Below are 20,349 nucleotides of genomic sequence, written 5' to 3'. Positions count from 1 at the left end.
GTTGTGTATTACTGTTTACCAATTGAACTGTATTTTGTAACATTAAAGGATTATAAAGGCTAAGCACTGTTATATAAGGATGTATTTGTGGATAACGTAATCTCAAATTTAAAGAAAGAGTTTCATACTCATGTCCGATCTGACAAATGGGCAGAAAAATACAGTGCAAAATCGAGCATTTCTACGCTTACTCAAGAAGAGTTGACTGAATTAGAGAACGCTTGGGTTCAACTTGTCATCTGGAAGCAAACTCAAGTAAGTTGATCATTCTGTAAAAAATCGTAGTTTTAGTCTCAACTGATTAATTTACAACCCATTTTGGTCATTTCAATATGTTTTTTTTTGTGACCTAAAAAAATTGTTATAATATAACAATTAGAGCGTGGTCGACCTTGAAAAAAATTGTTAACAGCCTCATAGTATCTATCATTAGATAGTTAGCTACAAAATATTGCCAAGATATATAATGTAGTGTTGTTAAATACATCGAATTTTCAAGTGAGTATAACTATGGCGGAAGTACGTGCCAGAATAGATTTCAAAGTAGGGGTAACAAGCAGTATTGATGCTGAATTACTCTCTTTTCATGGATTGAAAACAGATAAAGAGCATGTTGCTGTAATATTTAATTCAGCAGATAAAACACAAGATGTTCCTCTTGTTCGTATGCACTCTGAGTGCCTTACTGGTGATGTTTTCCACTCTTCTCGCTGTGATTGCGGTGAGCAGTTAGATGAAACCATTAGAATCATGGGCGAAACTGGCGGTGTAATTCTTTATCTACGCCAAGAAGGTCGTGGTATTGGTTTATACAATAAGATCGATGCATACCGTCTTCAAAGTGAAGGTATGAACACGTACGAAGCGAATAACCACCTAGGTTTCGGTGATGATTTACGTGATTTCACTGAAGCGGCTGAGATGCTGCGTGCTCTAGGTATCGCGAAGATTCGTTTGGTCACGAACAACCCTAAGAAGATTAACGAACTGAAGTCTTATGGCATTGAGATAGAAGAAGTGGTGAATACGTCTGCCCATATCAAATCTGGCAATGAAAATTACCTAAAAGCAAAAGTCTCACACGGTAAACATAACCTGGATATCTAGCCGGTTTACTTGTTGTGCTTAACACAAAAGTGTTTAAAGACCTCACGTATGTGAGGTTTTTTTGTATTTATCTTGCAATAAAATTGTAAGTTTGTATTATTCAAATTCGTAGTGTAAATGATAATAGTTTGCACTATTACTACGAATAATAATTTAAAGCTCAACAAGGATGCTTCATGACTATCAAATCTTTAGTGACAAAAGCCGTAACTTCGTCACTCATTTTTGCCTCTGCTTCTTCTTTCGCTGCAGTAACTCAAGATCAAGTTGTAGAACATTACGCAGATATTGCACACGCGGTATTTGCAGACTCAGTAATCACAGCAAAAGCGTTGAACTCTTCTATCGATACCTTCTTAGCTTCTCCTTCTGCTAGTAACTTCGAAAAAGTAAAACTTGCGTGGCTTGAATCTCGCGTACCATACCAACAGTCAGAAGTATTCCGCTTCGGCAACGTGGTTGTTGATGATTGGGAAGGTCAACTGAATGCATGGCCACTAGATGAAGGTCTGATTGATTACGTTTCTTCTGATTACCAATACGAACTCGGTAACGAAGGCGCAAGCGCTAACATCGTTGCAAACAAAACGTTCCAAATCGGTCAAACGACAGTAGATGCTACGAACATTACGCCTGAACTCATTGCAGAGCTTAACGAGATCGGTGGTTCTGAAGCGAACGTTGCATCTGGTTACCACGCGATTGAATTCCTACTTTGGGGTCAAGACCTAAACGGCACAAACGCAGGAGCAGGTCAGCGTGCTTACACTGACTTTGTTGTTGGTGCTAAATGTACAAACGGCAACTGTGACCGTCGTGGCGCATACCTAAAAGCATCTGCTGAGCTGCTAGTTCAAGATCTAGAGTGGATGGAAAAGCAGTGGGCTAAAGGCGAGAAAGGTAACTACCGTCAAGAGCTTCTTTCTGAGTCAAGCGAAAATGGTCTACGTAAAATGCTATTCGGTATGGGTTCACTTTCTCTAGGTGAACTTGCTGGTGAGCGTATGAAGGTAGCTCTAGAAGCTAACTCTACTGAAGATGAGCACGATTGCTTCTCTGATAACACGCACAATTCTCACTACTACAACGAGCAAGGCATCTACAACGTTTACACGGGTCTATACAAGCGTGAAGACGGTACTCTGCTTTCTGGTCCAAGCCTATTTGACCTAGTTGAGCAAAAAGATGAGCAAGCTGCGAAAGAGATTCAAAATCAGTTTGACCTAGCACGTGCACAAGTAGGCCTGTTAGTAACATCGGCTGAGAAAAACAACCAGCACTTTGATCAGCTAATCGCTGCTGACAACGCAGCAGGTAATGCATTAGTAAACAAAACAATTGTTGCTCTAGTATCTCAAACTGCAGCAATTGAGCGTGCTGCTGGTGTGATTGGCATTGATAGCCTAAACCCAGACACGGCTGACCACGAGTTCTAAGAACCCGAGCCAGAAACCAATGTAAGGGCTCTGATTGAGCCCTTAATTGTTTGCCAAGAAAAAAGCCACTTCCTTATAAAAACTAAAATCAAAAACTCAGCAAGGCAATGTATGAAGTCGTATCTATCAGCCTCACTCTTAACAGCACTGTTTTTCGTATCTCCATTACACGCTCATGAAACCTACTCCGGTGGTAAAACAACCGTAAAGAAAGACGGGGCGAATGCTTTTTCTCTTCCTGCTGCTAACTTGCCAATGAGCAAACGCTTAGATTTCAGCGTTGGTAACAGCTTCTTTCGAAACCCTTGGGTACCCGCTCCATCATCAACTGACGCTCGTGATGGTCTAGGCCCGCTATTTAACACCAACGGCTGTCAAAACTGTCACATCAAAGATGGTCGAGGCCACGCGCCAGAAAAAGGCGATGAAAACGCTGTGTCTATGTTGGTTCGTCTTAGTATCCCAGCAGAAACACCTGAGCAGCGACAAGCCTTTATTCGCGATGGTGGCATTCCAGAGCCAACATACGGCGGTCAGTTGCAAGATTTTGCACTTCAAGGGGTAAAACCAGAGGGCAAGGTGAACATCAGTTACACAGATGCGCCTGTTACTTTTAAAGACGGTACGGTTGTTACTCTGCGTAAACCTTCTTTAAAGATCACTGAACTTGCTTTCGGTGAAATGCATCCTAAAACAGAATTCTCAGCTCGTGTTGCGCCACCGATGATCGGTTTGGGCCTACTCGAGAGTATTCCTCAAGAGACGATTCTTGGTTTCGCGAAGCAACAAGCAGCGGATAACCAAGGCGTATCAGGTAAAGCCAATTACGTTCTTGATGTTCGTACAAACGAAATGGCAATGGGACGTTTCGGTTGGAAAGCTGGTCAGCCAAACCTGATGCAGCAAAATGCGGCAGCATTTAACGGTGATTTGGGCTTAACAAGCAGCTTATTCCCGAACGAAAACTGCACCTCAGCTCAATCAACTTGTGATGACTTCCCAAATGGTGGTGAACCAGAAGTGAGTGACAATATTCTCGACTTCGTAGAGTTTTATTCTCAACATTTGGCGGTTCCAATTCGTCGTAATGTTGATGACCCGGCAGTCATTCAAGGTAAACAATTGTTCCAAGATATTGGTTGCCAAAGCTGCCACCAAGCTGAAATTCGTACAGCCAAACGCGAAGGTTTGCCAGCACTATCCGACCAGTTAATCAGTCCTTATACCGATATGCTGCTGCATGATATGGGCGAAGGCCTAGCGGATAATCGTCCAGAGTATCTAGCGAATGGACGTGAGTGGCGAACCACACCATTATGGGGTTTAGGTTATACAAAAGAAGTGAATGGCCACACCTTCTTGTTGCACGATGGTCGAGCAAGAAACGTGATGGAAGCGGTGCTCTGGCATAGTGGTGAAGCAGAAATGGCAAAACAAAAAGTATTAGATTTGAGTCGCAGTGAACGCGAAGCATTATTGGCGTTTTTGAATTCGCTGTAGTCGGACTGAGATTTAGCGGTTTAACTATTCAGCTAACCTAAAGCATATTACCGCTGAACTTGCAGCAATACGAGGTCAGCGGTCGTTTCATATTTAATGAACTCATATAATTAAAAGAAAAATTAGGAAGTAAGGTAACAGCATGGCTCAAAAATTATTGTTAATGCCTTTGTCGGTTTTAGCCATGGCAGGCTGTCAGTCATCAGGGAACCAAGCTGCTTCGTTTGAGGTTAACGGTGTGTCTTATCAAGCCGACACGACAAGTCATATTAGTCGTAACGTGTATCAACAGGAGTTTGATTCAGCAGTACTATTCGCTAAGCAATCGAGCGAATTAGAAGCCTTGATGCAAGGTTACTGTGAAAAAAATAACGTTGAGTTAGATGCAGTTAAAAATCAGTGGCAGCTCACCATGAACAGTTGGATGGCACTGCAAGGGCAGGAGCGTGGCCCAACAGCGGCATTAGAAGAGAGTTGGAATGTTCAATTTTGGCCAGACAAAAAGAACACCACAGGCCTTAAAATGCGTCAGCTGACGCAAAAGAATAAAGCTTGGACGCAAGACGAAATCGCACAGCAAAGTGTGACTGTTCAAGGCTTGGGTGCTTTGGAGTGGGCGCTATATGACCAGCAATCACCACTGATTAAAGACAAAGCATCGGGCTGTTTGTCTTCACAAGCAATTGCACAAAACTTGGCAATGAAATCAGCTTCAATTGCTGAAGCATGGCAAGTAAACCCATGGCTTGCTTTGGATGAGATGCGCTGGGAGTCAGAATACATCGCTCTTTTGACGAATCAGCTTGATTACAGCATGAAGAAGCTAAGCCGTCCGATGGCAAAAATTGGTCACCCGCGCCCATACTTTTCAGAGTCTTGGCGAGCGCAAACCTCTATGACTCAACTAAAAGCGAACGTTGCAGCTCTAGAGAAATTGTATCTCGCTGACGGTAACGGCCTTGATGGCTTGTTGAGAGAGAAAGGGCTTAATGATTTGGCAGATCGTGTTGCTGATCAGTTCACATTGACATTAGAGACTTGGCCAACGGATTCGAGCTTGTTCAGCTTACTGCAGAGCAAAGAAGGTTACCGAGAGGTTTTGACCCAGTACAATAAGCTAGAACGTTTGAAGTACCTGATTCATGAAGAAATAGCGATAGAGCTGGGCGTGGTAATAGGATTTAATGCTACCGATGGTGACTGATACTACACGAAGAAACTTACTGAAAGCAGCACTAGGGTGTGCTGCTGTCCCTGTGCTGCCGTTCGGGTGTGCAAGTCGTTCAGTTGAAAACGCATCGAACAAACCTCTGTTGATTGGTTGTGCGCTTAATGGTCGAGACCAGTATTCCGCGGTTGTTGCTGATGAATATGGCATGCCACTGACTCAGCTACCGATCCCCGAGCGTGGACATGGTGTCGCCATTTGTCCAACGTCATCTCACGCAGTAGTGTTTGCCCGTCGGCCGGGTGACTACTTTATGGTGTTTGACTACAAAAGTGGTGAGCAGATAAAAATGGTAGTGAAGGGTAAGAATCGTCACTTCTATGGTCACGGTGTTTACTCGTTAGACGGTACTCTACTGTATGCGACTGAAGGGAAAACGGACACGAGCCAAGGCGTGATTGGTGTCTATGATGTCGCAAAAGGGTATCGTAAGGTCGAAGAGTTCACCGGTTTTGGTATTGGACCCCATGAGGTGGTCATCATGCCTGATGGTAATCTCGCGATAGGCGTTGGTGGCGTTCATACTGATGGCAGAACACCGAAAAACTTGGATTCCATGCAGCCTAGTTTGAGCTATGTTTCATCGCAAGGTGAGCTGCTTGATCAGGTTGAATTGTTGGATAAGAAGTTAAGTATTCGACACTTAGCGCATGACGGGGCAGAGACTGTACTTTGTGGTCAGCAATATCGTGGCGAACCCGATGAATATCCTTCACTTTTAGCGATGCATACGAGAGGCGGCGAGTTCGAATCCTTGAACGCAGAGCCTGAGCAATGGGCGCGATTTAATCACTACATTGCAAGTATCGCAGCATCCGATGATTGGATTATCGCTACCTCGCCACGAGGCAATTGCTACGGTATTTGGTCTAAACAAACCAAAGAGTTAGTGGAGCTATCGGCATTGTCTGATGCTTCCGGTGCTGTGCTTCTTGATGGGGAATTTAGATTGAGTTCTGGTGCGGGGAGTGTGGTTAGCCAACGCAAACCTTATGAGAAATCAACACAGCAATCATCTATTCAGTGGGACAACCACTGGAGTTCTATCTGATTTATAACGTCATCTAAAAATAACATGCTGACTCCGATTTCTTTGCCATACTTATGGGGTGGAAAAAGGTGGAGTGATCATGTTAGCCAAATACTTCTGTGGATTATTGCTGCTAGTTTCTATGAACACATGGAGCTACACGAGTTCTGAGGAGCGTCGGTTTATTCCGGCTGATTCAGAACTCTCTTTCATGCTCATTTATCCCGAACTCACCCAGAGTATTTATCAAGACACCTCATTTCCATTCTTGTGGGACTCTCCAGAGCTTGTTAAAGCGTTTGAATTTCAGTTATCGCTGATTGAACAGGCGAAGATAGCACCACTTGTCGAACGACGGCTTAAACAGATTCGCCAGTACCAATCTCGCCAGCAGTGGCAAGAGTTAGACATCCTGCTCACCGACACCTTCATCTATTATCTGAGCTACGTTGAGAATGCGCCGATCATAGGTAAGGACTGGTATTTCTCCGGTCAGCTGCACTTAAAATTGCCCGCGCCTTCACCTCATATCGTTATGAGACTTAAAAGCAGCGTCGCCAATGATTACTTATTAGAGATGGTGTTGTCTTACGCGCCACCGGTTGGCGATTTCGACCAGTTCAAAGCAACCTATTCTGTTTTAAACACGGCATCAGAGCTTAGTATTGAACGCTACCGACAAAAAGGTTTGAAACGCTTGGGAGATAAACTTTCAGACAAAGCAACGCTGGTCGAGCGTATTGCATTGGTTGGCGTAGATACTTCAATGATCGCTGTCGATTCCCCTCAATTTGATCGAGACTTACAAATCGCGACCAAAGCTTTTCAGCGCATGCATGGGATTACCGCGGATGGAATTATCGGGCCAGACACGATCAAGTGGATCAACATGGGCTTCGATGATCGACTCACTTCCCTAGCATTGAACGCCGAGCGTGCTCGCTTATGGCCAAGAAATAGAGACTCACTGATTGTGGTGAATGTACCTAGTTTTGATATGAAGTACTGGGAAGACGGGGAAGAGGTTTTCGAGTCTAAAGTGGTGGTCGGGAGAAAATCGAGAAAAACGCCACTCTTAGAGATAAAACTTGATTCGGTGATCTTAAACCCGACTTGGAACGTGCCATGGAAAATCATGGTTAAAGATATCTTGCCTAAAGTAAAAGCCGACGAGAGCTATCTTGAAACACACAATTTTCAAGTGATCGATAGTTGGCGTTCGATGGAAACCGTCGATACTACCGAGATAGATTGGCAGACGATCAACTTCAACTCTTTCCCTTATCGAATGCGCCAGCAAGCAGGCTCTAGCAACGCATTAGGTTTGTATAAGTTCAATACACCCAACAAACGAGCCATTTATCTCCATGACACGCCAAGCAAAAGCTTGTTTAACGATGACTTCCGCGCCTACAGCTCAGGTTGCATTCGTGTTGAGCATGCTGAGGAACTCGCGGAGTTGTTATTTGCGACTAAGGTAAAGAAAGTGCCGAATCAGGACGATGAACTTGCTCCCAATACTAAGGTCCGACTCAAGAAACGAATTCCCGTACACATTATTTACCAAACCGTGTTGTTTGAAGAAGAGGGTATACAGTACCGTGGCGACATTTATCAATACGATAAACAGGGTAGCTAATGACAGATATGCATAGAATGGTGATCTTGACCCAAAAATGACAACTAGCCTTCTATTGATAAAATTATGATTAGTATCAATAACTAACCTTACAAAGGTTACAAATACTAACATTTTGCCCGTTTTTTGTGCGTTGACGCAGCAGTTCTCATTATGTATCGTACATTTTTTGTTCGATCTGATTGGGTTTTATTGCTGTATGTCTCAAAGTTCATTTTCACGCCGTCAGTTCCTGACTCACGCTGGTGGTACTGCTGTTGCTGCCTCACTTACTCCTTCTATTGCCTTTGCTTCATGCCCTGATCAACCGAGAAGGATTAGCATGAACAACCTCCACACAGGTGAAAGGTTAGAGACCTGCTATTTTGATGGCACCAACTATATTGGTGATGAGATGGCGCGCCTTAGTAAGCTATGTCGCGACTTCCGCCGTAATGAGATCCATACAATGGATAAGAACCTTTTTGACCAGATCACTCAGATTCAAAATATCTTAGGCATTCAAAAAGAAGTTCAGATCATCTCTGGCTACCGGTCTCAAGCAACCAATGAAGCGTTACGCTCTAAGTCGAGTGGTGTTGCTAAAAAGAGCTACCACATGCTTGGTAAAGCGATCGATTTCCGTATCGATGGTGTTGATTTGAAAGAGTTGAGAGACGTAGCAAGAAGCCTACAAGCGGGTGGTGTTGGTTACTATGCTCAAAGTAACTTCATTCACATTGATACTGGCCCTGTACGAACTTGGTAGAGTAAGACTCAGTGGGTGAGCAAAGCGGTAGGTACTTGTCAAAGTAGACATCCAATGTCATAGTTTCCCCAAATTTCAGTTTGCCCTCTAAGGTTTGTATATGTCTCTTAAGTATCAAGTTGTACCTGTTACCTCTTTTGCTCAAAACTGCTCGATTGTGTGGTGTGATGAAACCATGAAAGGCATCGTTGTTGATCCAGGTGGTGACATTCAACAGCTAGCCGCAATCATCGAAGAGCTGGGTGTTAAGGTAGTGGACTTGGTATTGACTCATGGTCACTTAGATCATGTGGGGGGTACGGTACCACTTTCTGAGATGTTGAACGTTGAGATTGTTGGCCCACATAAGGCTGATAATTTTTGGCTACAAGGCCTAGAGAATCAAAGCCAAATGTTCGGTTTCCCACTGTGTAAAGCGTTTGAACCAAATACTTGGTTAGAAGAGGGTGACAAAGTAACGTTCGGTAACCAAGTTATCGATGTCATTCACACTCCGGGTCACACTCCAGGCCACGTGGTACTGTTTAGTGAGCAAGCTCGTTTAGCGTTTGTTGGTGATGTGCTGTTTAACGGTGCAATTGGTCGTACTGACTTCCCACAAGGCGATTTTAACACGCTTATCACATCGATCAAAACTAAGCTTTGGCCACTAGGCAGCGATGTAACTTTCGTTCCTGGTCATGGACCTGAATCAACATTCGGTCGTGAGCGCGCATCAAACCCGTTCGTAGCTGATGAGATGCCTTTGTACTAAGTCTGTCATTGAGTATCAGAATTATTGAAAACGAAGCTTAGCTTTTCTTCTGAAAGCTAAGTTTTTTATGGTTCATCGCGGATTAGCGTGCGGCTTTACTTTCTAAGGCTATTGGATGTTAATCAGAAACACCCTCGGCAGCCGCCATGTAGCGCCGAGTCAAGCCTACAAACTCTTCCCCACTCATATTTAGGTCATTGGTTGATATAAAAATATCGTAGCCGTGAAAACCTCTTTGATATTTCATTCTGTTAGCGAGCATCGCCTGTAGTCCTGAATAATCTTTGATGATGGCTTTCTCGTTACTTGATGTTTTTGCAGATTCAGGTGCAGCTTGTGTTGGGCTGTCACTAAAATGGCTCTCTTTAGTATTTTTTGATTCTTTAAATTTACTCAGCTCTACACAGCCAGCTTCAGTGCAGCTAGCGTGGTAATGCGAAGAGTCGAGAACCATGTCTTCAAAGTTGGACTCCTTACCCGCTTGTTTAGCTCCCAAGTACAAAAGTGCGCGCTGGCTGAGCAGTAATTCGCAGGTGATTTTAGGGCAGATGGAATCCAAGTAGGGTGAGTAATCTTTGACCTTAACTCCGATCCAAGGAAGAGGTTGATGCCAGCCATCTTGTTCATAAGTACACAAGCCGATTTTTTGGATATTACTCCATTTTAAAACCCATCCACCTTTATAAAAGTGCTGCTGAAAATGTGTTGGAGTGAGTGTGAACATCACTTGGCTGCGTAGCATTAAATAATAGCCTATTCCAAGCAGCGTAATAATGCAAAAAGCGCCTAAGATCAGTAACTTTGGATTATCGCTATAGAGTGCAATGATGAAGCAAATAAAGCCCCAAATAACAGCTAGAAAACGGTATGCTCGAGTGAACGAGGGCAAAGAGAAATTAGTGAGATGACGAGTGTCCATAGGCAACACCAAGATTTCATATTTTTGTCTGGATGGATAACCAGTGTATATGACCCTGAATTGATAAGTCGATGTTTAAATAATAGACGCTAGTAGACAATATCGGTATTTTTCGTCGACTTTCGGCGCTTCACTCTACAAATAGCTCCTGTTTTTTGGTATAAATCGCGCTTCAAATTTTCACCACTGCGAAAAGAGCAGTGAACTGGAGAAATATTCAATGAGACTTGCTCATAAGCGTAAGGTGCAGGCTAAACTGCAGAAACGCACTAAAGCGGCTGTAGTTAAAGCAGTAGCAACGCCGAAAAAAGCGAAGCCTGTCGCAGAGAAAGTTGTAGCAGAAAAAACTGTAGCAGCAAAACCAGCGGTAGAGAAAACAGTAGCAGCAACTAAAGAAGTTGCAGTAGCACTGACTCCTAAGCAACAACAAGTTCTAGACATCGTTGTTAGCAATGCTGAAGGCATTAATCCTAAAGGTATCGGCCTAGCAGCTGGTCAAGAAGACGCGAAAGCAGCTTCATGGGCAACAGGCGCATTGAAAAAACTTCTTGAAGAAAACCTAGTAGCGAAAGAGCAGCTAGCAGGTAACAAGGTTATCTACAAAGCTATCTAATCCCACGGGATGATATTCGCTTCGTTTAGTTTTTAAGCCTCGGTTATCGAGGCTTTTTTGTATCTGCAACAAAATACTGAATCCTATATTCCCTCCAAACTTCTTGTTTGCTTATTTAGGTTAACGTCTGGCTTTGCCTCTCATCAGTAAGCACCAAATTAGGGCGAACCCTGAAGAAAAATACTGATGATTTCCCCCAAAACTAAAGCGATGAATAGAGCTTCATCACGAAATAGCAAACAATTGTTAATATGGCTTCATTGTAACTACTTAGGTATTTATCAATACGCATTCTTCGTGTGAATAGTCTTAGTCCTTTAAAACTAGCGCTGGTCATTTATCTCCTACGTAGTTCTACTTAGTTCTTTGGTCTAATACGTATCTCTGTGCGGAGTATTCGTGCGTGCTCTCCCTGATATCTTGTTGCCTCATCGCGGTGCACTCTTATGTTGAATCATAAAAAATGCTCAAAGAAAGAGTGTTAACCCAACAAAGGACGTGAACATGAGTCTCATTTCTAACTCCCTCACACGAGTTTTTAAAAACGTAGCGGTAACCGCTGCGGCTTGTTTAGCTTTGGTCGCTACTGGTGCAACAGCTGCGGATAAGGTTTACCGTTTAAAACTTGCGGAAACTTGGGGACCAAACTTCCCAGTATTCGGTGATGCAACCAAAAACATGGCGGCGATGGCTGAGAAGATGTCGAATGGTCGACTGCAAATCAGAATCGATTCAGCAAACAAACACAAAGCACCTCTTGGCGTTTTTGATATGGTTAAGTCTGGTCAATACGATATGGGTCACTCTGGCTCTTACTACTGGAAAGGCAAGGTTCCAAACACGCTTTACTTCACTTCTATGCCTTTCGGTATGACGCCAGCAGAACAATACGCATGGTTCTACCATGGTGGTGGTATGGAGTTGATGGAGCAGGTTTACTCTCCACATAACTTGATGTCTTTCCCGGGCGGTAACACGGATATTCAGATGGGTGGTTGGTTTCAAAAAGAGATCAACAGTGTTGAAGATCTACAAGGTCTGAAAATGCGAATCCCTGGTTTTGCGGGTGAAATCCTAGCAGAGCTTGGCGCTAAACCGACGAACATTGCCCCTGGCGAGCTTTACACATCTCTAGAGCGTCGCACGATTGATGCGCTAGAGTGGGTAGGTCCTTCACTTGATCTACGAATGGGTTTCCACAAAATTGCGCCGTACTACTACACTGGTTGGCACGAGCCGGGTTCTGAGCTTCAATTCCTAGTGAACAAGCGCACATGGAACAAGCTTCCTGAAGACCTTCAAGAGATCTTACGTGTTGCAATGCGTACAGCAGCTTACGACATGTACACACAAGCAACGCACGAAAGTGGCAAGAACTGGGTTTCAATGAAAACAGAATACCCAGATGTACAAGTGAAAGACTTCCCGCCTGAAGTAATGTCGGCATTGAAAGAAGCGAACGACCGCCTACTTGCTGCACACGCTGAGAAAGATGAGTTGGCAAAAGAGATCCAAGCTTCACAGGCAAGCTACCTAGAGCAAGTGCGTTCATGGACGGATATTTCACACAGAGCTTATCTAAATAGCCAAGCGAAATAATTGACAGTTGTTGAACTGAAACTAAATGAACCCAAAGCTTTTCTTCTTAGGTAATTAAGAGTGACTAAGCGGCGGGTTCATTTTAACCATAATAATTAACTGCCCAAGACCCCTTTCTACGTTGTGCCTATTATTAGCTATAAACTGAATCGTTTTTAGTTGGGCCAGTTGTACTGCCCGATGTCTTTTCAAATTCCATGGAGTAGGGAATGCGAAGTCTAATTTATATTGAACGCCTGTTTAATCGTATCGGTGATGCACTGGGATGGCTTTCCAGTATGTTGTTTATTCTACTTATCGTTAACGTTGTGTATGACGTTGTCATGAGATATGCCTTCAATGATGTCTCAATCGCCTTCCAAGAGATGGAATGGCACCTTTTCTCAGCCGTTTTCCTGTTAGGTGTTCCTTATGCCATCAAGGCTGGTGGCCATGTTCGGGTGGATGTGTTCTACGAGCAACTGAGCTTCAAGGCACAAGCCATAATTGACCTGCTCGGCACATTGATTTTTCTGATGCCTTTCTGTTTGTTAGTCGCTTGGTTTGGTATTGATGTTGCTAAAGAGAGCTATGACCTCGGCGAAACCTCAGGCGATCCCGGTGGCTTGCCATATCGCTGGGTCATCAAAGCTATGATCCCGCTGTCATTTTTCTTAATGGTACTCAGTGGCGTGGGCTTGATCCTGCATTCACTGAACAAGATTTTTAATCCGCACCTTATCCATGCAAACAATCTTCATACAAAGAACAAGTAGAGGCTGAACATGATTGGAATAGTAATGTTTTTCGTAGCCTTGTTTGCACTTTTACTTGGCTTCCCTGTAGCGTTCACCTTTGGTGGTATCGCATTAATCTTTGGTGTTTGGGCTGAGGGCATCGAAATGTTTGCCTTCATGCCATATCGAATTCAATCAATCATGGAAAACACGGTGCTGATGGCCGTTCCATTGTTTGTTTTCATGGGGCTTGTTCTGCAAAAGACTAAGCTTGCTGAGCAGTTGCTTGAGTCTATGGGACGACTGTTTGGTGGCGTACGTGGTGGTATCGCAATTTCAACCGTGTTAGTAGGTTCTCTGCTTGCTGCTTCAACCGGCGTGGTTGGTGCTTCTGTGGTTGCAATGGGGCTTATCTCTTTGCCAGTTATGCTCAAGTACAACTACGATAAGGGCTTAGCGTGCGGCACTATCTGTGCGTCTGGTACGTTAGGGCAAATCATTCCGCCATCCATCGTATTGATTCTGTTGGGTGACGTATTGGGTGTGCCTGTAGGCGACTTGTTCCAAGCGGCGATTTGGCCGGGCGTGATGCTGGTCGGCGCGTACATTGTTTATATCCTGATATACGCAAAACTGCATCCTGAAGCGGCTCAGCCAATTGAGCGCGATGATTCAATTAGCCGCAAACAAGAAGTGTTTAATGCACTAAAAGCGATTCTTCCACCTTTAGCGCTAATCATAGTTGTACTGGGCTCCATCTTTGCGGGTGTTGCTACGCCAACAGAGTCTGCTGCATTAGGTGGTGCAGGTGCGATGGTGCTTGCTTTTCTATACGGTCAGTTTAGTTGGTCGATGGTGTATGACGCGTCTAAAGAGACGGTGAAAGTAACGGCAATGGTGTTTGCTATCTTGCTGGGTGCGACTGCGTTCTCGATGGCGTTCACTTATACCGGAGGTGACTATCTGGTTGAAGAGTGGATGCTACAGCTTCCGGGTGAGAAGTGGGGCTTCTTGATCATTACCATGTTGGTGATTCTGATTCTGGGTTTCTTTATCGACTTCGTTGAAATCTGTTTTATCATCGTGCCGATCATTGCACCAGTAGCCGAGCTTATGGGCATTAACATGACATGGTTCGCTATCCTTATCGCGATGAACCTACAAACCTCATTCCTGACGCCGCCATTTGGTTTTAGCCTGTTCTACCTAAAAGGAGTGGCACCAAAAGGCGTGACGACGAAAGACATCTACCGCGGTGTGATGCCATTCATTCTGATTCAAATCCTAGTACTTGGATCACTTCTCGCTTTCCCTTCCTTCTATGGAATGTGAGTGAAGCCAAGAATGTGAATGATATGTTTCAACGGCTATCTATAACTTGATAAAGTAAAACGGCTTATTGATGTTCAGTAAGCCGTTTTTTGTGAGGGAAAGGAATGCCTCTAAAAGCCAAACTGATTTTGCTGACATTGATCCCGTTGCTGCTCGTAACGGCGAGTATTAGTTGGATCTCGTTACACCAGACTAAAACTCTGGGGGATAAAGAGGTCGAGATCTTCAGAGACAGCCTGATCAAGTCCCGTGAAAATGCCCTCAAGGACACTGTCGATCTCGCTTTCGACGCCATTGAACATATCTACAACGATCCTGATATTCAAGAAGCCCAAGCTAAAACGGAAGTTCGAGCCATATTGTCTAAACTTAGATATGGAGCGGACGGCTATTTCTTCGCTTACGATCGCCACGGAACCAATCTCGTTCATCCGATACAGCCAGAATTGATCGGCCAGAATTTGCTGCTACTTCAAGATGAAGATGGCGACTTTCTGATTGAAGCCTTGTTACGAGAGGCACAAACGGGCGGAGGTTTTCACCAGTATTTGTGGCAAAAGCCTTCGACGGGCGAAGTGGTGTCTAAGCTGAGCTATGCCGCGTGGTTAGAGCGATGGGACTGGATGATTGGCACTGGCTTGTATATTGAAGACGTCCATCAAGAAGTGGCGTTGATGCAGGCTGCGATTAACAAGAATATTCAAACCACGTTCTTTTCGATTGTGGTTATTCTGAGCGTGACGGTCGCGGTCATTATCGTGCTGACCTTGGCCATTAATATGCATGAACACAGGGTTGCGGATAACAACTTGAAGGAACTGGCGCATAAGACGGTGATGTTCCAAGAAGACGAGAAGAAGCACCTCGCACGTGAGTTACATGATGGTATTAACCAATTATTAGTGTCGAGTCGTTGCCACTTAGAACTGCTTGGTAATAAGCTGCAAAATGAAGACCTTAAAGCACATTTGAACAAGTCGCAGCACTCACTGATGCGAGCGATAGAAGAAGTGAGACATATCTCGCATCAACTTCGCCCAAGTTCATTGGATGACATAGGCTTAGAAGCGGCATTGTCTTCTTTGTTGTTAGATTTTCAGGCGCACTCGGGTATTGAGGTGGAAACCTTGTTTAGTACTCAACCGGGTAAGTTAAAATCCGAAGCCGCGACAACCTTGTATCGAGTGGTGCAAGAGTCATTGAATAACATAGAGAAACACGCACAAGCGACCAAAGTAAGGGTTATCGCGCAGCAAATTGGCAATGTGTTGCAACTACTTATCCAGGATAACGGTGTCGGTTTTAATACTTACAAAGCGATGGAAAAACGAGGGATCGGTCTGCGAAATATGCGAGAGCGGGTGGAGTTTATAGGTGGCGATTTTGAAATGATGAGCGAGATTGGCTTCGGAACGGAAATTACAGTGTTACTGACACTAGAGGGATTAATGAATGAGTGAAGTTATTCGAGTTGTGATTGCTGACGATCACCAAGTGGTACTGGATGGCTTTATGGCGAGATTGGAACTCGAGCCTGATATTAGCGTGATAGGTACCGCGAGCAATGGCTTAGAGGCGGTCGAGATTGTCAAAGACCTACGCCCGGATGTGGTGTTGATGGATATCAGTATGCCCATCATGAATGGGATTGATGCCACACACCTGATTAAAGAAGAAGACCCGGAAGCTAAGGTACTGATGCTGACCATGCATAACAACCGTGAATATATTATGAAGGTGATGCAGTCTGGCGCAGTGGGCTATATGTTGAAGGAGATTTCCGCTGAAAAAATGGTTCAGGCAATTAAAACGGTCAATCAAGGTTCTACGTATTTCTGCGAGAAAGTTACCCAAAATTTGTTCACTCAGCCAATTACTCCGACGCCATCGGTGAAGAATCCATTGAGTCGACGTGAAGAAGCGGTGCTGAAATTAGTGGCGAAAGGGGAGAGTAGTAAAGAGGTAGCGAAGGCATTGAATATTAGCTACCGAACGGTAGAAACGCATCGACAAAATATCAAGCATAAGCTCGACATTCACTCTACAGCAGAGCTTGCTAAGTACGCCGTCAATTGTGGGCTTGTGGACTGATTTTACGCTAAATTACACTAAATGTGTAATTTAATTACTAAATGTGTAATTAAGGCCTCCTTTATGGAGGTTTTTTTAGTATTTTTGCGACAGGTTGATATTCTTCCTTTCGAAATTTAAGCGCCGAATGCAATGTTGCAAACCGTGTGCTGCAAATTAGAGAGGATACATGGAGTCTGTAAAGGATAGGTATAGTATTGAGAATACTGATTATACCGTAGGACAAGATAACGTTCAGAAATGGGGCTTTGATGTACATAACCCTGTATTTGGTATCAGTGCAGGTGCGATCATCATCTTCCTGCTTGCACTTTTAGTTGCAGAACCAGAGACCGCTAAATCTGCACTTGATGGTATAAAATGGAAAGTCATCGGTAACTTCGATGGGTTCTTTATGTGGGCAGCCAACATCTTTGTTATTTTCTGTTTTGCCCTCATTGTCTCCCCGTATGGCAAGATACGTATTGGTGGCAATGATGCCAAAGCAGAGCACTCCAACCTTTCTTGGATGTCGATGTTATTCGCCGCAGGAATGGGTATTGGTTTGATGTTCTGGGGTGTTGCTGAGCCTGTGGCTTACTTCACTGGATGGTATGAAACGCCGCTTGGTGTTGAAGCATATTCACCTGAAGCCGCTAAGCTAGCACTAGGTGCAACCATCTATAACTGGGGCTTGCATGGCTGGGCTATCTACGCTGTTGTTGCGCTTGCACTCGCTTTCTTCACCTTCAATAAAGGTTTACCTCTTTCAATCCGCTCGATTTTCTACCCGATTCTAGGGGATAGAACTTGGGGGTGGTTTGGTCACATTGTCGATATCGTGGCGGTACTGGCAACTCTGTTTGGTTTAGCAACGTCATTAGGCTTAGGCGCGCAGCAAGCAACCAGTGGCATCAACCATGTGTTTGGTACTGATGGCGGCATTGGTATGCAGCTTATGGTGATTGCTGTGGTGACTTTTCTGGCAACTATGTCGGTGGTGCGTGGTATTAACGGCGGCGTAAAAGTACTGAGTAACGTGAATATGTTGGTTGCTCTGGGCTTGCTGATCTTCGTGACGATTGCAGGTGGTATGGCGGGTGTAGCAGCCATCCCAACCGCGCTGATGGGTTACGTAGAAAACTTTATTCCTCTAAGTAATCCACACGGTCGTGGTGATGAAGCTTGGATGCAAGGTTGGACGGTATTCTATTGGGCATGGTGGATGTCTTGGTCGCCATTTGTAGGAATGTTCATCGCTCGTATCTCTAAAGGTCGTACGATTCGTGAATTCATCGTCGCAGTGCTGTTCATCCCAACGACAGTCATCATCATTTGGATGGCTATTTTCGGTGGAATCGCGATTGACCAAGTGGCGAACAAGGTGGGTGAGATTGGTGTGAATGGTCTGCAAGATATTACACTTTCTCTTTTCCATACCTACGATGCGTTGCCAATGAGCTCTGTTCTTTCAGTGGTTTCGATTGGTTTGATTATGGTGTTCTTTATCACTTCTTCAGACTCAGGTTCATTGGTTATCGATAGCATTACCTCGGGCGGTAAAGTCGATGCACCTGTTCCACAACGCGTATTTTGGGCGTTGATGGGCGGCGCGATTGCAGCGGTTCTATTGTGGGTTGGTGGTGCGGAATCTATTCAAGCACTGCAAGCTGGAACGGTATCGATGGCGCTACCATTTGCCTTCATATTATTGCTTATGTGCCTAAGCTTAATGCTAGGTTTACGAACAGAAAATCGATTGGTTAAGCATCAAAGTGCTTTGAGTTGAAAGTATTTTTCATAAAAAGGTCGACGGGGTCGGCCTTCTTTTCGTCATAAATTTGATTAATTACGTGAATTTTGTTTGAAATTACATCGAACCGATTCTGCTTTACTGAAAACAACAAGTTAACCTGCTAAACTTCAGACATCCAAGTATTTAAATTATTGTGACAACAGCTTGTGCTACTTGGATCGTATGTTCGAGTTCTTGATCCAGTCACAGGTAAGAAAGGGATATTTGGTCAACAGACCCTATTAATATTCCGTAGAGAGGGATAATGACTAAAGGTATAGATAAATACAGTATCGACAGTACGGATTACACTGTTGGTCAAGATAACGTCCAAAAATGGGGTTTTGATGTTCACAACCCAGTATTTGGTATCAGTGCGGGACTCATCGCTTTGTTCCTGATCGGTGTTCTACTTACAGATACCGTTTCAGCAAAAGCAGCACTAGATGGTGTTAAATGGCAAATTATCAATTCATTTGATTGGCTGTTCATCTGGTCCGGTAACATTTTCGTTATTTTTTGCTTGGGCTTGATTATTTCTCCGTTTGGAAAAATCCGCCTAGGTGGCGTTGATGCAACCGCTGATTACTCATTCATGTCTTGGCTATCGATGCTGTTTGCTGCAGGTATGGGTATCGGCTTGATGTTCTGGAGTGTGGCAGAGCCAGCAGCATATTACACAGGTTGGTATGAAACTCCGTTAGGTGTTGAAGCGAATACACCAGAAGCGGCTAAGCTAGCACTAGGTGCAACCATGTATCACTGGGGACTGCACCCTTGGGCGATTTATGGTGTAGTGGCATTGTCACTTGCTTTCTTCTCTTACAACAAGGGATTACCTCTTTCAATTCGTTCTATCTTTTACCCAATCTTAGGTGATAGAGCTTGGGGCTGGGCTGGTCACATTGTTGATATTTTTGCAGTTCTTGCAACCCTATTCGGTTTGGCGACATCGCTTGGCCTAGGTGCACAACAAGCGGCAAGTGGTATTCAGCATGTATTCGGTATTGAAGCGGGCTTAGGGCTGCAAGTTATTGTTATTACAGTGGTGACTTTATTAGCGGTTGTATCCGTACTTCGTGGTATTGATGGTGGCGTTAAAGTTATCAGTAATATCAACATGCTAGTAGCTTTCTTACTGCTGATCTTAGTTGCGCTAATCGGTTATGCAGTGACGCTGGGTTCAATCCCAACAACATTGATGGCATACATTGAAAACATCATTCCGTTGAGTAACCCTCACGGCCGTGAAGATGAAGCTTGGCTACACGGTTGGACGGTATTCTACTGGGCTTGGTGGATCTCATGGTCACCATTCGTAGGTATGTTTATCGCTCGTGTCTCTAAAGGTCGTACGGTTCGTGAGTTCATCACAGCAGTACTGATTGTACCAACTACCGTGACTATCATTTGGATGTCAGTGTTTGGTGGCATGGCGATTGATCAAATCGTAAATAACATTGGTACTCTTGGTCAAAAAGGCTTAACCGATGTATCACTAGCGATGTTCCAAATGTTTGATGTACTGCCATTTGGTACTCTGCTATCAATCATTGCGGTTGTATTGGTTCTAGTATTCTTTATTACATCGTCTGACTCAGGCTCGCTAGTAATCGACAGCATCACCGCGGGTGGTAAGGTAGATACGCCAGTACCTCAACGTGTTTTCTGGGCGTTCCTTGAAGGTGCGATTGCAGTGGCTCTATTGTGGGTTGGTGGTACTGAAGCAGTACAAGCTCTACAAGCGGGTGCAATCTCAACGGCATTGCCATTCACCATCATTCTATTACTGATGTGTGTGAGCTTGCTAATGGGTATGCGTACAGAAAAACGCTAACCCTGAGTGTGAAATTGTGGCGCGTT

Annotated in this window: 18 protein-coding genes; 17 read left to right on the top strand and 1 reads right to left on the bottom strand. The window is 44.2% G+C overall.

What is annotated here, in order from left to right; genetic code table 11:
• Positions 1–87 precede the first annotated feature (87 nt).
• The 9 genes from L1D11_RS13915 (at position 88) to L1D11_RS13875 (ending at position 9,442) form a co-directional block, all read left to right on the top strand.
• The gene (locus tag L1D11_RS13915; RefSeq protein WP_017063565.1) at positions 88–264 is read left to right on the top strand and encodes a hypothetical protein; all 177 of its coding nucleotides are present in this window, start codon (positions 88–90) and stop codon (positions 262–264) included.
• Positions 265–510: 246 nt separating this feature from the next.
• Positions 511–1,107 (top strand): GTP cyclohydrolase II, encoded by a 597-nt coding sequence (gene ribA, locus L1D11_RS13910; protein WP_239833041.1) that lies wholly within the window; start codon positions 511–513, stop codon positions 1,105–1,107.
• A gap of 176 nt (positions 1,108–1,283) precedes the next feature.
• Positions 1,284–2,543 (top strand): imelysin family protein, encoded by a 1,260-nt coding sequence (locus tag L1D11_RS13905; protein WP_239833040.1) that lies wholly within the window; start codon positions 1,284–1,286, stop codon positions 2,541–2,543.
• 111 nt (positions 2,544–2,654) lie between these two features.
• Positions 2,655–4,043 (top strand): di-heme oxidoredictase family protein, encoded by a 1,389-nt coding sequence (locus tag L1D11_RS13900; protein WP_239833039.1) that lies wholly within the window; start codon positions 2,655–2,657, stop codon positions 4,041–4,043.
• Positions 4,044–4,185: 142 nt separating this feature from the next.
• Positions 4,186–5,247, top strand: coding sequence for an imelysin family protein (locus tag L1D11_RS13895; RefSeq protein ID WP_239833038.1), 1,062 nt, complete (start codon positions 4,186–4,188; stop codon positions 5,245–5,247).
• A complete protein-coding gene (locus L1D11_RS13890; protein ID WP_239833037.1) occupies positions 5,237–6,322 on the top strand; it encodes a DUF1513 domain-containing protein in 1,086 nt (361 codons plus the stop codon). Before L1D11_RS13895 ends, L1D11_RS13890 begins: the two co-directional genes overlap by 11 nt.
• A 79-nt stretch (positions 6,323–6,401) precedes the next feature.
• A complete protein-coding gene (locus tag L1D11_RS13885; RefSeq protein ID WP_239833036.1) occupies positions 6,402–7,940 on the top strand; it encodes a L,D-transpeptidase family protein in 1,539 nt (512 codons plus the stop codon).
• A gap of 199 nt (positions 7,941–8,139) precedes the next feature.
• Positions 8,140–8,688 carry a YcbK family protein gene (locus L1D11_RS13880; protein ID WP_239833035.1) on the top strand — a complete coding sequence of 183 codons (549 nt, stop codon included), beginning with the start codon at positions 8,140–8,142 and terminating at the stop codon, positions 8,686–8,688.
• A 100-nt stretch (positions 8,689–8,788) separates the two neighbouring features.
• Positions 8,789–9,442: an MBL fold metallo-hydrolase gene (locus L1D11_RS13875; RefSeq protein WP_239833034.1), complete on the top strand. Its 654-nt coding sequence runs from the start codon at positions 8,789–8,791 to the stop codon at positions 9,440–9,442.
• 118 nt (positions 9,443–9,560) lie between these two features.
• Here the strand turns inward: L1D11_RS13875 and L1D11_RS13870 are convergent, their stop codons facing one another.
• Positions 9,561–10,361: a DUF2982 domain-containing protein gene (locus L1D11_RS13870; protein WP_239833033.1), complete on the bottom strand. Its 801-nt coding sequence runs from the start codon at positions 10,359–10,361 to the stop codon at positions 9,561–9,563.
• A 220-nt stretch (positions 10,362–10,581) separates the two neighbouring features.
• Here L1D11_RS13870 and L1D11_RS13865 point away from each other — a divergent pair, with 220 nt between their 5' ends.
• The 8 genes from L1D11_RS13865 (at position 10,582) to L1D11_RS13830 (ending at position 20,323) form a co-directional block, all read left to right on the top strand.
• Positions 10,582–10,974, top strand: a complete 393-nt coding sequence (locus L1D11_RS13865; protein ID WP_004740184.1) for a hypothetical protein — start codon at positions 10,582–10,584, stop codon at positions 10,972–10,974.
• Positions 10,975–11,478: 504 nt separating this feature from the next.
• Positions 11,479–12,573 (top strand): TRAP transporter substrate-binding protein, encoded by a 1,095-nt coding sequence (locus tag L1D11_RS13860; protein WP_017060957.1) that lies wholly within the window; start codon positions 11,479–11,481, stop codon positions 12,571–12,573.
• Positions 12,574–12,782: 209 nt separating this feature from the next.
• Positions 12,783–13,328, top strand: coding sequence for a TRAP transporter small permease subunit (locus L1D11_RS13855; protein WP_239833032.1), 546 nt, complete (start codon positions 12,783–12,785; stop codon positions 13,326–13,328).
• A 9-nt stretch (positions 13,329–13,337) separates the two neighbouring features.
• Complete coding sequence (locus tag L1D11_RS13850; protein WP_239833031.1) at positions 13,338–14,621, top strand: TRAP transporter large permease subunit; 1,284 nt, start codon at positions 13,338–13,340, stop codon at positions 14,619–14,621.
• A 104-nt stretch (positions 14,622–14,725) separates the two neighbouring features.
• The gene (locus L1D11_RS13845) at positions 14,726–16,081 is read left to right on the top strand and encodes a cache domain-containing protein (protein WP_239833030.1); all 1,356 of its coding nucleotides are present in this window, start codon (positions 14,726–14,728) and stop codon (positions 16,079–16,081) included.
• A complete protein-coding gene (locus L1D11_RS13840; protein WP_239833029.1) occupies positions 16,074–16,712 on the top strand; it encodes a response regulator transcription factor in 639 nt (212 codons plus the stop codon). The genes L1D11_RS13845 and L1D11_RS13840 overlap by 8 nt, the downstream gene beginning before the upstream one ends.
• Positions 16,713–16,881: 169 nt before the next feature.
• On the top strand, positions 16,882–18,480 hold the full coding sequence (locus tag L1D11_RS13835) for a BCCT family transporter (RefSeq protein ID WP_239833028.1): 1,599 nt from the start codon (positions 16,882–16,884) through the stop codon (positions 18,478–18,480).
• Between the two features lie 271 nt (positions 18,481–18,751).
• A complete protein-coding gene (locus L1D11_RS13830) occupies positions 18,752–20,323 on the top strand; it encodes a BCCT family transporter (protein WP_239833027.1) in 1,572 nt (523 codons plus the stop codon).
• The last annotated feature ends 26 nt before the right edge of the window (positions 20,324–20,349 follow it).

It is taken from the genome of Vibrio sp. Isolate32, from assembly GCF_022397955.1.
Lineage (GTDB): Bacteria > Pseudomonadota > Gammaproteobacteria > Enterobacterales > Vibrionaceae > Vibrio.
Note: the sequence above shows the minus strand (reverse complement) of the source record. Positions and strands in the feature narration are given on the sequence as shown.